The sequence below is a fragment of the Pseudomonas sp. NPDC090752 genome (assembly GCF_055584805.1).
Window position 1 is genome coordinate 73785 of sequence record NZ_JBVJLI010000004.1, and the last position, 15028, is coordinate 88812.

Genomic DNA, 15028 nt, shown 5'->3' on the forward strand with positions numbered 1-15028 from the left:
GCGTTGCTACATCGCCTCACGACGGCCTAATCCGTACAGGCGAGGATCTACGTGAATACATCTGCTCTGGCCTGGGTAAACGGCAGCGACGCGCCGGAAAAGCCCAGCCTCGATATCGGCTTCATGGCCCTGACCGATTGCGCCTCGGTGGTGGTTGCCGCCACCCAAGGCTTCGCTCAACAGCACGGCCTGACCCTCAACCTCAAGCGCCAGGGCTCATGGGCCAGTCTGCGTGACAAGCTGGCCAGCGGCGAACTGGATGCTGCGCACTGCCTGTACGGTCTGGTCTACGCCGTGCACCTGGGCATTGGCGGCGTGCCGGCCAGCGACATGGCCGTGCTCATGGGACTGAACCAGAATGCCCAGGCCATCAACCTGTCGCCTGCCCTGCAGCGCAAGGGCGTGACCAGCCCTGAAGCACTCGCACGCCTGGTGCACCAGAGCGGTGCGCGACTGACCTTCGCCCAGACCTTCCCCACCGGCACCCACGCCATGTGGCTGTATTACTGGCTGGCCAGTCAGGGCATCCACCCACTGCACGACGTCAACAGCGTGGTGGTGCCCCCCGCGCAGATGGCGGCGCACGTTCAGGCTGGCCGCATCGATGGCTTCTGTGTCGGTGAGCCCTGGGCCGCCGCCGCCGTCGCCCAGGGCCAGGGCTTCACCTTGGCTACCAGTCAGTCGATCTGGCCCGACCACCCGGAAAAGGTCCTGGCCTGCGCACGCACCTTCGCCGAACTGTACCCCAACAGTGCACGCGCACTGATCAAGTCGATCCTCGCCGCCAGCCGCTTCATCGAGCAAAGCCAGGAAAACCGCCGCAGCACCGCGCAACTGCTCAGCGGCGCCGCCTACCTGGATACACCCCTCGAAACCGTCGAGCCGCGCCTGCTCGGCAACTATCAGGACGGCCTCGGCAACCAGTGGCAGGATTCACACGCCCTGCGCCTGTTCGACCAGGGCCGGGCCAACCTGCCCTACCTGTCCGACGGCATGTGGTTCATGACCCAGTTTCGCCGCTGGGGCTTGCTGCGCGACGACCCCGACTACTTCGGCGTGGCGCGTCGGGTGCAGCAGCTGGAGCTGTATCACGAGGCCGCCGACGCCCTCGGCGTATCCTGCCCCGCCTCGGTCATGCGCAGTAGCTTGCTGATCGACGGCATCCGCTGGGACGGCAGTGACCCGCACCGCTATGCCCGCAGCTTCCGCCTGCATGCCTTGGGCGATATGCCCACTGCCCGTACCGGTTTGTGAGGGGGACCACCATGCTGCGCATCCTGCTCATCGACGACACCCAGAACAAGCTTGGCCGCCTCAAGGCAGCGTTGCGCGAAGCCGGCTTCGAGGTGATCGAAGCGCCAGACCTGACCATCGACCTGCCCGCCTGCGTCGAAACGGTGCGACCGGATGTGGTGTTGATCGATACCGATTCACCCGACCGCGATGTCATGGAACAAGTGGTGATGGTCAGCCGCGACCAGCCGAGGCCGATCGTGCTGTTCACCGACGAACATGATCCCAGCGTGATGCGCCAGGCGATCCAGGCAGGTGTCAGCGCATACATCGTCGAAGGCATCCACGCCGCCCGGCTGCAGCCGATCCTCGATGTGGCCATGGCCCGCTTCGAGAGCGACCAGGCCCTCAAAGCCCAGTTGCTGGCGCGCGATCTGCAGTTGGCAGAGCGCAAACGCATCGAGCAAGCCAAGGGCTTGCTCATGAAAATGAAGGATTGCAACGAAGAGCAGGCCTATACCCTGATGCGCCGGCAGGCCATGAGCCGCCAGCAGAAGCTGATCCAGGTGGCCGAACAGATCATCGCCATGCACGAAATGCTGGGTTAGCGCCGCCGGCGATGTTGGCCCACCTTTTGCTGGATGAACCACACCGGTAGCCAACGGCGGTTGCCCACAAACCCCGACAAAGACGTCGCTCTCCCCTCCACGCCAGTGGACCGGGTAGCGACGTCTTTTTGTTTCCGTTGCATTGCCGAGTGAGGTGTTCGATGAGTACCAGCTTCTGGAAATCCGGGCATGTGCCCACGCTGTTCGCCGCGTTCCTGTATTTCGACCTGAGTTTCATGGTCTGGTACCTGCTTGGCCCAATGGCGGTGCAGATCGCCGCCGACCTGCAACTGACCACACAGCAGCGCGGCCTGATGGTCGCCACGCCGATTCTGGCGGGCGCGGTGCTGCGCTTCGTCATGGGCCTGCTGGTCGACCGCCTCTCACCGAAGACCGCCGGGTTGATTGGCCAGGTGATTGTCATCCTAGCCCTGGCGAGCGCCTGGTACATGGGCGTGCACACCTATGAACAGGCCCTGCTGCTCGGCGTTTTCCTCGGCGTAGCTGGCGCCTCGTTCGCCGTGTCGCTGCCGCTCGCCTCGCAATGGTACCCACCGCAGCACCAGGGCAAAGCCATGGGTATTGCCGGCGCGGGCAATTCCGGCACTGTTTTCGCCGCCTTGCTGGCCCCGGTACTGGCCGCAGGTTTCGGCTGGAACAACGTGTTCGGCTTCGCCGTGATCCCACTGGTACTGACCCTGGTGCTGTTCGCCCTGCTCGCGCGCAATGCACCACAACGGCCCAAGCCCAAGGCCATGGCCGATTATCTCAAGGCCCTGGGCGACCGCGACAGTTGGTGGTTCATGTTCTTCTACAGCGTCACCTTTGGCGGCTTCATCGGCCTGGCCAGCGCCCTGCCCGGCTACTTCAGCGACCAGTATGGCCTAAGCCCGATCACTGCCGGCTACTACACCGCCGCCTGCGTCTTCGCCGGCAGCCTGATGCGCCCGTTGGGCGGCGCCCTGGCCGACCGTTTCGGTGGAATCCGCACCTTGCTGGGCATGTACAGCGTGGCCGCCATCTGCATTGCCGCCGTTGGCTTCAACCTGCCCAGCGCCGCTGCGGCCCTGGCCTTGTTCGTCAGCGCCATGCTCGGCCTTGGTGCCGGCAACGGCGCGGTGTTCCAACTGGTGCCACAACGCTTCCGCCAGGAGATCGGCGTGATGACCGGCCTGATCGGCATGGCCGGCGGCATTGGCGGCTTCCTGTTGGCCGCGGGGCTTGGCACCATCAAGCAGCATACCGGCGACTATCAGCTGGGACTGTGGTTGTTCGCCAGCCTCGGCCTGCTGGCCTGGTTCGGCCTGCACGGTGTCAAGCAACGCTGGCGCACCACCTGGGGCTCGGCGGCGGTTACCGCGGCGCGGGTCTGAGGCTTATTGATGAGCCTGCAACTGAGCTTTGCCCAGGCCAGCGCTACAGGGCCACGCGCCGAAAACCAGGACGCCCTGCGCCTGGTCACCCCGGCGCCGGAGCTTGCCGCCAGCAAGGGCTACCTGTTTGCCCTGGCCGACGGCGTCAGCCAGTGCGCCGACGGCGGCCTGGCAGCACGCGCCAGCCTGCAGGCGCTGGCCATGGACTACTACGCCACCCCCGCCACCTGGGGCGTGGCCCAGGCGCTTGACCGCCTGCTGCTGGCACAGAACCGCTGGCTGCGCGCCCAGGGTAGCCAACCGCTGTTGACCACGCTCAGCGCCTTGGTACTGCGCGGGCGCCGCTTCACCCTGGCGCACGTCGGCGACTGCCGCGCCTATCGCTGGCACGCCGGTCGACTGCAATGCCTGAGCCAAGATCACGTCTGGGATCAGCCCGGCATGCAACATGTGCTCAAACGCGCACTGGGCCTGGACCAGCACCTGCTGGTCGACTACCTGGACGGCGAGCTGCAGCCTGACGAATGCTACCTGCTGCTCAGCGACGGGGTTTGGGCCAGCCTGGGCGATCAGCACATCCAGGCGGTGCTGCGCGAGCAATCTGATCTGCAGCTGGCCGCCGACACCCTGGTCGCCAGCGCCCACCATAACGGCAGCCAGGACAACGCCAGCGCTCTGCTGGTGCGGGTCGAACAATTGGGTACAGCCAACCTTGGCGACACCTTGGTGCAACTGCAACAGTGGCCATTGCCTGGTGCGTTGCGTGCAGGCCAGGCAATCGATGGTTGGCAGGTCGAATCGCGCATCTCGCTCAGCCGGCAATCATTGCTGTACCGGGTGCGCGACAGCCAAGGCCAGCCGTGGCTGTTGAAAACCTTGCCTGCGGAGCGCGAACAGGAACCGGGGGCGGCGCAAGCGTTGTTGCTCGAAGAATGGTTCCTGCGCCGGGTTGCCGGGCGCCACTTCCCCGAGCTGCATGCCGCCAGCCAGCGCCAACACCTGTTCTACGTGATGCGTGAGCACAGCGGCCGCACCCTCGACGCGCAACTTGCCGAACAGGGCCCATTGCCGCTCGCCCAGTGGCTGGAGGTGGCGCGCCAGTTGCTGCAAGCGGTCGGTGTGTTGCATCGACGTAACCTGCTGCACCGAGATATCAAACCCGAAAACCTGCACCTGGGCGAAGATGGCCAGTTGCGCCTGCTGGACTTCGGCTTGGCGTACTGCCCGGGGCTGTCCGAAGACTTACGACACGAACTGCCCGGCACGCCATCGTACATTGCCCCGGAAGCCTTCGAGGGCCAGCCGCCGAGCCCGCGCCAGGACCTCTACGCTGCGGGTGTCACGCTCTACTACCTGCTGACCGGGCACTACCCCTATGGCGAAGTCGAGGCCTTCCAGCGACCGCGCTTCGGCCAACCGGTCAATGCATCGCGCTATCGCCCCGACCTGCCCGAATGGCTGCAGCACAACCTGCAGCAAGCCGTGGCGGCAGACCCTGCTCAACGCTTCGAAACCGCTGAACACTGGCTGCTGCTGCTCGAACGCGGCGACCGTCAGGCGCACAGCAACCCGCCTCGCCCGCTGCTCGAACGCGAGCCGCTGAAGGTCTGGCGCACCCTGGCCCTGCTATCGCTGCTGCTCAACCTGATACTGCTGCTTAGCCTGCTCAAGGGCTAAGCACACTTGCCAATGAGGAAATCCATGATGCATGCAAAAGTCTGGCTGGTCGGTGCCGGCCCTGGAGATCCTGAACTGCTCACCCTCAAGGCCGTGCGAGTGTTGCAACAGGCGGATGTGGTAATGATCGACGACCTGGTCAACCCGGCCGTGCTGGAGCACTGCCCGCAGGCCCGGGTGATTGCAGTGGGCAAACGCGGCGGCTGCCGCTCCACGCCCCAGGCTTTTATCCAGCGCCTGATGCTGCGCCACGCGCGGCAAGGCCGCTGTGTGGTGCGGCTCAAAGGTGGCGACCCGTGCATCTTCGGCCGTGGCGGCGAAGAGGCGCTGTGGCTGCAAGGCCACGGCATCGAGGTGGACGTGGTCAACGGCATCACCGCCGGACTGGCCGGAGCGACCCAGTGCGGCATTGCGCTGACCTCACGCGGGGTGAGTCGTGGTGTGACGCTGGTAACCGCTCATACCCAGGATGACAGCGAGCTGAACTGGGCGGCATTGGCCCAGGGCGGCACGACCCTGGTGGTGTACATGGGCGTGGCTCGACTTGAGCAGATTCGCCAGGGCTTGCTGGACGGTGGCATGCCAGCGGGGATGCCGGTGGCGATGATCGAGAATGCATCCCTGCCAGAACAGCGTGAATGCCGCAGTGATGTCAACGGGATGCTGGAAGATGCACGGGGGTTCGGCTTGCGCAGCCCGGCGATTCTGGTGATTGGAGAGGTTGTTGGACAGCGTGTGATACGCGAGTTCGGAGCGGCTGCCGGCTAACGCTGCACCAAACGCCAGGCAAAGAAAAACCCGGCCAAGGCCGGGTTTTTCATTGAAGCTTCAGACCAATTACTTGGACTGGGCTTCTACCTGAGCTTCAACGCGACGGTTGACAGCACGGCCTTCTTCGGTGGCGTTGTCAGCAACTGGGCGGGTTTCGCCGTAGCCAACCGAGTCAACGCGAGTCGACTCAACACCGTACTGCTGGGTCAGTACCTGCTTCACAGCATTGGCACGACGCTCGGACAGCTTCTGGTTGTAAGCGTCTGGGCCCACGGAGTCAGTGTGACCTTCAACCACGGTGGTGGTTTGTGGGTACTGCTTCATGAAGTCAGCCAGGTTCTTGATGTCGCCGTAGCTGTTAGGCTTGACGACCGACTTGTCGAAGTCGAACTTGACGTCCAGCTCAACGCGAACGACTTCGGCAACAGCCGGGCAGCCATCAGCGTCAACGGTAACGTTGGCTGGGGTGTCTGGGCACTTGTCGACGTTGTCGCAAACGCCGTCGTTGTCGCTGTCGGAGCAGACTTCAGCAACTGGAGCCGGAGCAGGAGCAACTTTGCCACCGCTGCCGCCGAAGTTCAGACCCACACCAACGGATGGGCCCCACTCGGTGTTGCCGTTGTCGATGTTGTACATGGCTTCAACGCCGGCACGGGCGAAGAACATGTCGGTGATGTACCACTTGGCGCCAGCGCCAACGTTGGCGAAGGTGGAGTGGTCACGGCCGCTACGGGTAGCCTGGCCCAGGCTCTCGTGAGCGAAACCAGCGGAAACGTACGGACGCAGCGCATCGCCCACGGTACCGAAGTGGTAGGTAGCGTCGAGCTTGGCTTTGGAGCCTTTGATGTCTTTGTTGAAGACTTCGCCACGCGCGTTGTGGGTCTCGTTGTAGCCGAGGTCCAGGGAGACGTCGTCAGTCAGGAAGTAACCCAGGCGAACACCAGGATTGGTGCCGTCGTTCTTGAAGTTACGCTCGCTGTCGTAGTACTGCTTGGTGACGTTACCTTCGATTTCGACTGCGCCTTGGCCTTGAGCCAGAACGCCGAACGAAGTAGCGGCTACGAGCGAGCCAATGGCCAAGCCCAAGGTGTTTTTCAATTTCATCCGTTAAATCCCCATCTGGTGATAGTTAAGCAGTCCCACCAAAATCCGGGGGACAACTCGACGGCAAGTCTAGCAGAACTCGCCGGTTGGTTAGAGACATTTGCGTAGGACTAAGTTTCATCCATACCGGTAAATTTCTCACGAAGCTTGTCTAGCGCACGCTTGTAGCGCATTTTCGTCGCGCTCAAGCCCATGTGCATGATATCCGCGATCTCCTGGAATTCCAGCTCTGCGACAAAACGCAACACCAGAATTTCCCGATCGATCGGGTTCACATACACCAGCCACTTGTCCAGCCCGCCCTTTTCTTCGGGTTTCGGTGCCTTGTCTTCAGACGCCTCTTCAACAGGATCAAGACTCAAGGCATCCATCAACCGACGTTTCCTGCGCTCCTTGCGGTACTGGGTGATGCACTCGTTATAGGTAATGCTGTAGAGCCAGGTCTTGAACTTGGATTTACCCTCGAAGTTCTTCAGACCGTACAGCACCTTCAGCATCACCTCCTGACAGACATCGTCAGCATCCCGGTCGTTCCCCAAATAACGCGCACAGACGTTGAACAGGGTTCGCTGGTAGCGCCGCATGAGTTCCTCATAGGCGCGGGTAACGTGATACAGCTCCTCATGCGAACGCGCCACCAACTCCTCGTCGGTGAGCTCGCGGGGGTCGTAACGCATGGGCGGCGAATAGACTTTATTCAAAACGGATCTGGCCGACAGTCAGGTCAATGTCGCCGCTCGGCCACGTGGGCCGATTTTTGCGGCGGCATACATTAACAGCTTTTGTGCGGTTAGCGGCTATTGACGCGTTGCTCGAGCAGCACGCGATTAGACAGCGACACCAATTCGCCATCATCGGTCAACAGCGTCGTCTTGACCGTGCCAATTTCCTCAATCTGCCCTTCGACCTCTCCAATCCGCACCTGCTGGCCGACCTGGAAGAGTTCACGTACATAAATGCCGGCCAGAATTTGCCCGGCGATTTCGCGGCTGCCGAGGCCCATGGCGAGCGCAACGGCCAGACCAACGGTTATCAGCCCGATGACGATCACATGGTTGAGCAGGTCGGTCTTGACCTCAAGCTGGCTGATGGCCACCGAGATGCTGATGATGATGACCAGAATCTGGGTGATACGCCCAAGGCCAGCGGAGTATTCCAGGCCGATACCTTCGGCAGCACCGCGCACCAGACCATTGGCCACCTGCGCCAGGAGCACGCCGGCCAGCAGCACCAACGCTGCACCGAATACCTTGGGCAGGTACAGGGCGAGCATGTCGAGGGTCGCCGAAACCCGCTCGAGGCCGAGCGATTCAGCCGCAGATACGAGGAAGATCAACAGCACGAACCAGTAGACGATCTTGCCGATCAGGGTCGAGATCGGCACCTGGATACCGACCCGGCTGAGCATCTTGGTAAGCCCGGTGCCCGCCATCAACCGATCCAGGCCAAACTTGGCCAACACCTTGGACAGCAGGGTATCAAGCAGCTTGGCCACCACGAACCCGAGCAGCACCACGACCAGCGCGCCGAACAGGTTGGGGATGAAGTTCGCTACCTTGGTCCATAGGGCGGTCATCGCAGTAACCAGGCTCTGGGTCCAGAGATCGAGTTCCATATTCAATCGGCCTTATCAGCTTTGCTGCCAGGGGCAGCGTTACGGGCAGAATGGCGGCTAACCGGCGCAACATGCGCCGAGCCATTGTTCACGGCGATCAGCAGCGCCTGGCACCAGCGGCCAAGCAGGCTGAACAGATCACCCGCACCAACCTGGCGGTTGGCGGTTTTCAGCACACGACCCAGACACGCGGCGTCGTCTCTGTCCTCACCGGACGGCGACGCCTTGAGCAGGTCACGTAGGGATTCTTCAAACGGATCGTGCATGTGCACCTCGCGCAATGTCAGTCAGAGACGAGGGCGCCGGGCCATGGGTCACACATCGCCCTGGCACGCATGTTTCAAAATGACTCGACACCCTCACACCCAGCGCAGCCGACGGAACAGCCACCACTGCCCCACCGCCAGCCCTAGCACAACACTGCAGGCCAACAGGAAGCCATAGGGATTGTCCGCGCCCGGGATGCCGCCGACGTTGATGCCAAGCAAACCGGTGATGAAACTCATGGGCAAGAAGATGCAGGTGATTATGCCGAAGCGGTACATGGTCCGGTTCATCCGCTCGCTGCGCCGCCGGTCCTCGCTCTCCAGCACCAGCGCCGCCCGCTCGCGGGCCAGTTCCAGCTCTTCCAGATAGCGGATCAGGCTGTTGTTCAACTCGTTCCAGTAATCGGCATCGGCGTCGGCAAACCAGCTCCATTTGCTGCGCGACAACTGGGCATAGATTTCCCGCTGCGGCGCGAGAAAACGCCGCAAGCCGGCGGCGCGGCGGCGAATCTGCTGAAGGCTGCCGTGCTCAGGAGTGTACCGCTCGTCGGATTCTACCTTCTCTTCTTCCAGATCGACCAGTTCCGACAGGTCACTGACCAGTCCCTGGACCTTTTCGGTCAGCAATTCCCCCATCAGCAGCAACAACTCGGACGCCGACTTCGGCCCCCTGCCCTCGTCCAGCAGCAAAAGCATCTCGTCACTGGCGCGCAGTGGCCGCAAGCGCAGGGAAATCACCCGCTGCGCCTGGGCGAAAATACGCACTGAAACCATGTCTTCAGGTTCGGCGCCCGGGTTGAGGTTGACCCCGCGCAAGAACAGCAACAGCTGTTCATCGGCCAGCGGCAACAGACGTGGCCGGGTATTTTCTTCCAGCAGCAGGTCGCAGGCGAACTCGCTCAGGCCGCTTTCCTGCAGTAGCCAGGTACGGGTTTGCGGATGGCTGCGATCCCAGTGCAGCCACAGGCTTTCCTGTGGCTGCAAGGCCAGGTCGTCCAGCTCGGTCCGGGCGATCGAACGCGCGCCGCCTCTACCATCGAGCACCAGGGCATGCACCAACCCCCACTGCGCGTTGTCTTCCTCGAACATCAAAGCTCCATCAGCGCGTGCGGCGCATCACTCCGGCATTTTCAGCGGGCTCGGCGAGACGATCACGCCATTGTTGTCGGCATACACGTACTCGCCCGAGCGGAAGGTCACGCCGGCGAAGGTCACCGGAACGTCGAGCTCGCCGACGCCCCGCTTGTTGCTCTTTTTCGGGTGACTGGCCAGCGCCTGCACGCCTACGCTCGTCTGGATCAAGATGTCCACATCACGGACGCAGCCGTAGATTACCAGGCCTTCCCAACCGTTCCTGGCAGCTTTCTCGGCAAGCATGTCGCCTAACAATGCACAGCGCAGCGAACCACCGCCGTCGACCACAAGGACCTTGCCCTTGCCGTCGAGCTCGACCTGCTCCTTGACCAGCGAGTTGTCTTCGAAGCATTTGAGGGTGACGATCTGGCCGCCGAACGAATCGCGGCCACCGAAGTTGCTGAACATCGGCTCCAGCACCTCAACCAGGTCCGGGTAGGCGTCGCACAGGTCGGGCGTTACGTAATGCTGCATGGCAAGCTCCTGTCAGTCATAACGAAAGCGGGTGTCGGCCAAGGCTACACCGCGAAGGCTGTCGCAGTCATCCGGGACTGAGCGGTCATCCAGCTTTTGTCTGTGCCGGCCTCTTCGCGGGGCAAGCCCGCTCCCACAAGTTCTCCACTAAACAGGAAGAGAGTGGTGAGCCTGTGCCGGCGGGCTTGCCCCGCGAAGAGGCAGTCATAGACAACAAAAAATCAGCCGACCGAAACGAGCTCGCGCCCTACCGCCGACGTATGAACTGGCAGCAACGGCTGGCGCAGCCAACGCTCGACCAGCGGCCACACCTGTACCTGCGCCGCCTTGCTGACCAGCATGTCGACATGCCCGAACGCCTCGAAACCTTCCTCACGGCCCAACCTGAGGAATTGCTTGCGCTCGCCGCCGAGTTGATCGAACAGCTTGCGACAGGCCCAGACCGGGTCCTGGAAGTCACCCGCGCCAGCCACTGCCAGTACGGGCACATCCACGTCGGCAAGCCCGGCCCACCAGTCGTTGTCCTTGTCGCCAAAACGCCCGAACAGACCATGCCAGCGCAAGCTTTCCAGAGCCAGGCCGATCGGCTCGTCTTCGGGCCCACGCTTGAACCGCGGCCCGGAAATCTGCCCCCAGCGCTTGAGCAGCAGCTTCGCGCCCCAGGTCACAGGAGGCACTTTCAAGGGCCAGTACACCCGACTGATCTGAGTACCGAAAAACGCGGCACTGGCGACCTGCTCGGCCGGCAAGAAACCACCTCCCAACGCTGCCGCCAGGGTAGTACCACCCAGAGAATGGCCAATCCAGTGCGGTGCCTTGCCAGACTGCTCCTGCACGAATGCGGCGATCAGCGGCAGGTCATCGCGGGCATAATCGGCCACCCGATTGTGCTGCCATTGCCGGTTGCGGGGAGACAGGCCATGGCCGCGCATCTCCGGGATCCACACATCGAACCCCGCACGCGCCAGATAGGCACCCAGGCCGATGCCCTTGGCCGAGTACCAGAAGCGCCGGTTGGAAAAACTGCCGTGCAGGAGGATCACCGGCACGCCTTGGGCACCACCCTGATCGGCCAGGCCCAAGCGGGTCACGGCCAGCTCGACGCTGGGGTCAGGGCTGTTGCCGGCTTTGATCCGGTACACATCTTCACTGAGATCGCCGCGGCGCTCGGCACTGAGCAGGGCCACGGGGAATAAAGAGCTGCTGCTTTGCATAAGGTAGCTTGATGCACAAAAAAGGGCGGGGTCCATTGCTGGAGCTCGCCCTGGAAAAAACCAGGCGGGGGCGCGCCAGACGCACCCCCGCGTTTTACCGCATCAGGCGGCGCCCTGACCCTCGGCCAGGAAGAACCAGGTCTCGAGCACCGAGTCCGGGTTCAGCGATACGCTTTCAATGCCCTGCTCCATCAGCCACTTGGCGAGGTCCGGGTGGTCCGACGGGCCTTGGCCACAGATACCGATGTACTTGCCGGCCTTGTTGCATGCCTGGATAGCATTGGCCAGCAGCTTCTTCACTGCAGGGTTACGCTCGTCGAACAGGTGGGCGATGATGCCCGAGTCGCGGTCCAGGCCCAGGGTCAGCTGGGTCAGGTCGTTGGAACCGATGGAGAAGCCGTCGAAGTATTCCAGGAACTCTTCGGCCAGGATGGCGTTGGACGGGAGCTCGCACATCATGATCACGCGCAGGCCGTTATCGCCACGGGCCAGGCCGTTTTCGGCGAGCAGGTCGATGACCTGGCTGGCTTCACCCAGGGTGCGCACGAACGGCACCATGATCTCGACGTTGGTCAGGCCCATTTCGTTACGCACACGCTTGAGCGCACGGCACTCTAGCTCGAAGCAGTCGCGGAACGACTCGCTGATGTAGCGCGAAGCACCGCGGAAGCCCAGCATCGGGTTCTCTTCTTCCGGCTCGTACAGCTTGCCGCCGATCAGGTTGGCGTACTCGTTGGACTTGAAGTCCGACAGGCGCACGATGACCTTTTTCGGGTAGAAGGCCGCTGCCAGGGTGCTGATGCCCTCGACCAGTTTCTCGACATAGAAGCCGACCGGGTCGTCGTAGCCGGCGATGCGCTTGTCGACGCTCTCTTTGAGCTCTGACGGCAGGCCGGCATAGTTCAGCAGCGCCTTGGGGTGTACGCCGATCATGCGGTTGATGATGAATTCCAGGCGCGCCAGGCCGACACCGGCGTTGGGCAGTTGGGCAAAATCGAAGGCACGGTCCGGGTTGCCGACGTTCATCATGATCTTGAACGGCAGGTCGGGCATGGCATCGACCGAGTTCTGCTTGACGTCGAAGCCCAGCTCCCCCTCGAAGATGAAGCCGGTGTCGCCTTCGGCGCAGGACACGGTGACGCCCTGGCCGTCCTTGAGCAACTGAGTGGCGTTGCCGCAACCGACCACTGCCGGAATACCCAGTTCACGGGCGATGATCGCCGCGTGGCAGGTACGCCCGCCGCGGTTGGTGACGATGGCGCTGGCGCGCTTCATCACCGGCTCCCAGTCCGGGTCGGTCATGTCGGAGACCAGTACGTCGCCGGGCTGGACCTTGTCCATTTCGGACACATCCTTGATCACGCGGACCTTGCCGGCGCCGATACGCTGGCCGATCGCGCGGCCTTCGACCAGCACGGTGCCTTTCTCTTTGAGCAGGTAGCGTTCCATGACGTTGGCGCTGGCGCGGCTCTTCACGGTCTCAGGACGTGCCTGGACGATGTACAGCTTGCCGTCGTCACCGTCCTTGGCCCATTCGATGTCCATCGGGCGCTGGTAGTGCTGCTCGATGATCATGGCCTGCTTGGCCAGCTCGTTGACTTCGGCATCGCTCAGGCAGAAGCGCGCACGCTCGGCACGGTCGACTTCGACGGTCTTGACCGAACGACCGGCCTTGGCCTCGTCGCCGTAGATCATCTTGATCGCCTTGCTGCCCAGGTTGCGGCGCAGGATGGCCGGACGGCCTGCCTGCAGGGTGTTCTTGTGCACGTAGAATTCGTCAGGGTTGACTGCACCCTGCACCACGGTTTCGCCCAGGCCGTAGGCGCCGGTGATGAACACCACGTCGCGGAAGCCCGACTCGGTGTCGAGGGTGAACATCACGCCGGCAGTGCCGGTTTCCGAGCGGACCATGCGCTGCACGCCGGCAGACAGGGCCACCAGCTTGTGGTCGAAGCCCTGGTGCACGCGGTAGGCAATGGCGCGGTCGTTGAACAGCGAGGCGAACACTTCCTTGGCCGCGCGGATCACGTTGTCGACGCCACGGATGTTGAGGAAGGTTTCCTGCTGGCCGGCGAAGGAAGCGTCCGGCAGGTCTTCGGCGGTGGCCGAGGAGCGCACGGCGACGGCCATGTTGTCGTTGCCGGCGGCCATTTCGGCGAACGCCGTACGGATTTCCGAATCAAGGCGTGCCGGGAACTCGGCTTCCATGACCCACTGGCGGATTTGCGCGCCGGTCTTGGTCAGGGCATTGATGTCGTCGACGTCCAGCGCATCGAGCGCTGAGTGAATGCGGTCGTTCAGCCCGCTTTGTTCGAGAAAATCACGGTACGCCTGAGCCGTAGTGGCAAAGCCGCCCGGCACCGACACGCCGGCACCGGCGAGGTTACTGATCATCTCGCCCAGGGATGCGTTCTTGCCCCCCACATGCTCCACATCATGGACGCCGAGCTTATCGAGGGAAACTACGTACTCTACCAAGGTGATCTCTCCACTAACTGTGTTGGAAAAGCTCAAGAGCGCCCGCCTGTCTTTGTGACTTGGCCGGACGTTTGTGGCCTGTACCTGGAAAATAGGGTCTCAAAATATGGCAGAATGCCGACAGCCGCATTCGGCAAACCGAACTTATCATATCCAAGAAACGTCATCAGCTTAAGGCCCTGTCGCAAATGAAACGAACCGCGTTCTTCATCTCCGATGGCACCGGCATCACAGCCGAAACCCTGGGCCAAAGCCTGCTCGCGCAATTCGATAGCATTCCGTTCAACAAATTCACCCGTCCTTACATCGATACACCTGACAAGGCACGGACCATGGTGCAGCAGATCAACGCTGCCGCCGAACGTGACGGCGTACGGCCAATCATCTTCGACACCATCGTCAATCAGGACATTCGCGAGATCCTGGCGACGTCGAACGGCTTCATGATCGACATCTTTTCGACGTTTTTATCCCCGCTTGAGCAAGAATTGACCGCCCATTCGTCGTATTCCGTGGGTAAATCCCACTCGATTGGAGGCAATTCCAACTACATGGAACGCATCGAGGCAGTCAATTTCGCCCTCGACAACGACGACGGCGCGCGCACCCACTACTACGACAAGGCCGACCTGATCCTGGTAGGCGTATCGCGCTGCGGCAAGACCCCGACTTGCCTGTACATGGCCATGCAGTTCGGTATTCGTGCGGCCAACTATCCGTTGACTGAAGACGACATGGAACGGCTGCAGTTGCCGGCCGTGCTGAAAAAGCATCACAACAAACTGTTTGGGTTGACCATCGACCCAGACCGCCTGACTGCCATCCGCCATGAGCGCAAACCCAACAGCCGCTATTCGAGCTTTGCCCAGTGTGAGTTCGAGGTCCGCGAGGTGGAGAACCTGTTCCGCCGGGAGAACATTCCCAATATCAATTCCACGCATTTTTCGGTGGAGGAGATTTCGGCGAAGATTTTGGTGGAAAAGGGCGTGGAGCGGCGGTTCAAGTAAGCCTGTAATGGCCCCTTCGCGGCTAAAGCCGCTCCCACAGGTAAACACTGAATCCGAGGGTGGTCGAGTACCTG

The 15028-nt window shown here is 62.2% G+C and carries 14 protein-coding genes; 6 read left to right on the plus strand and 8 right to left on the minus strand.

The window, feature by feature from the left end:
- Positions 1 to 51: 51 nt before the first annotated feature.
- The 5 genes from ACZ6YA_RS07565 to cobA all read left to right on the plus strand — a co-directional run bounded on the left by ACZ6YA_RS07565 (position 52) and on the right by cobA (position 5659).
- The gene (locus ACZ6YA_RS07565) at positions 52 to 1254 is read left to right on the plus strand and encodes a CmpA/NrtA family ABC transporter substrate-binding protein (protein WP_465896512.1); all 1203 of its coding nucleotides are present in this window, start codon (positions 52 to 54) and stop codon (positions 1252 to 1254) included.
- An 11-nt stretch (positions 1255 to 1265) separates the two neighbouring features.
- The gene (locus tag ACZ6YA_RS07570) at positions 1266 to 1841 is read left to right on the plus strand and encodes an ANTAR domain-containing response regulator (protein WP_465896513.1); all 576 of its coding nucleotides are present in this window, start codon (positions 1266 to 1268) and stop codon (positions 1839 to 1841) included.
- A gap of 161 nt (positions 1842 to 2002) precedes the next feature.
- The gene (locus tag ACZ6YA_RS07575; protein ID WP_465896514.1) at positions 2003 to 3214 is read left to right on the plus strand and encodes a nitrate/nitrite transporter; all 1212 of its coding nucleotides are present in this window, start codon (positions 2003 to 2005) and stop codon (positions 3212 to 3214) included.
- Positions 3215 to 3223: 9 nt separating this feature from the next.
- Positions 3224 to 4891, plus strand: coding sequence for a protein kinase domain-containing protein (locus ACZ6YA_RS07580; RefSeq protein WP_465896515.1), 1668 nt, complete (start codon positions 3224 to 3226; stop codon positions 4889 to 4891).
- A gap of 27 nt (positions 4892 to 4918) precedes the next feature.
- Positions 4919 to 5659 carry a uroporphyrinogen-III C-methyltransferase gene (gene cobA / locus ACZ6YA_RS07585; protein WP_465896709.1) on the plus strand — a complete coding sequence of 247 codons (741 nt, stop codon included), beginning with the start codon at positions 4919 to 4921 and terminating at the stop codon, positions 5657 to 5659.
- 69 nt (positions 5660 to 5728) lie between these two features.
- Here cobA and ACZ6YA_RS07590 read toward each other — a convergent pair whose 3' ends face one another.
- From ACZ6YA_RS07590 to ppsA, 8 genes are all read right to left on the minus strand, one after another.
- Positions 5729 to 6766, minus strand: a complete 1038-nt coding sequence (locus ACZ6YA_RS07590) for an OmpA family protein (RefSeq protein WP_400799186.1) — start codon at positions 6764 to 6766, stop codon at positions 5729 to 5731.
- Positions 6767 to 6876: 110 nt separating this feature from the next.
- Positions 6877 to 7443 (minus strand): RNA polymerase sigma factor SigX, encoded by a 567-nt coding sequence (sigX, locus tag ACZ6YA_RS07595; RefSeq protein ID WP_465896516.1) that lies wholly within the window; start codon positions 7441 to 7443, stop codon positions 6877 to 6879.
- A gap of 113 nt (positions 7444 to 7556) precedes the next feature.
- Positions 7557 to 8381, minus strand: coding sequence for a mechanosensitive ion channel family protein (locus ACZ6YA_RS07600; protein WP_465896517.1), 825 nt, complete (start codon positions 8379 to 8381; stop codon positions 7557 to 7559).
- 2 nt (positions 8382 to 8383) lie between these two features.
- A complete protein-coding gene (locus tag ACZ6YA_RS07605; protein ID WP_465896518.1) occupies positions 8384 to 8647 on the minus strand; it encodes a CrfX protein in 264 nt (87 codons plus the stop codon).
- Between the two features lie 93 nt (positions 8648 to 8740).
- On the minus strand, positions 8741 to 9736 hold the full coding sequence (locus tag ACZ6YA_RS07610; RefSeq protein ID WP_465896519.1) for a zinc transporter ZntB: 996 nt from the start codon (positions 9734 to 9736) through the stop codon (positions 8741 to 8743).
- Positions 9737 to 9763: 27 nt separating this feature from the next.
- Positions 9764 to 10255 (minus strand): ribonuclease E activity regulator RraA, encoded by a 492-nt coding sequence (gene rraA, locus ACZ6YA_RS07615; RefSeq protein WP_465896520.1) that lies wholly within the window; start codon positions 10253 to 10255, stop codon positions 9764 to 9766.
- A gap of 221 nt (positions 10256 to 10476) precedes the next feature.
- Entirely contained in the window at positions 10477 to 11469 is a 993-nt protein-coding gene (locus tag ACZ6YA_RS07620; RefSeq protein ID WP_465896521.1) for an alpha/beta fold hydrolase, read from the minus strand.
- 102 nt (positions 11470 to 11571) lie between these two features.
- Positions 11572 to 13947, minus strand: coding sequence for a phosphoenolpyruvate synthase (gene ppsA / locus ACZ6YA_RS07625; protein WP_465896522.1), 2376 nt, complete (start codon positions 13945 to 13947; stop codon positions 11572 to 11574).
- Between the two features lie 188 nt (positions 13948 to 14135).
- Between ppsA and ppsR the strand changes: the two genes are divergently transcribed.
- A complete protein-coding gene (gene ppsR, locus ACZ6YA_RS07630) occupies positions 14136 to 14954 on the plus strand; it encodes a posphoenolpyruvate synthetase regulatory kinase/phosphorylase PpsR (protein ID WP_400799164.1) in 819 nt (272 codons plus the stop codon).
- The last annotated feature ends 74 nt before the right edge of the window (positions 14955 to 15028 follow it).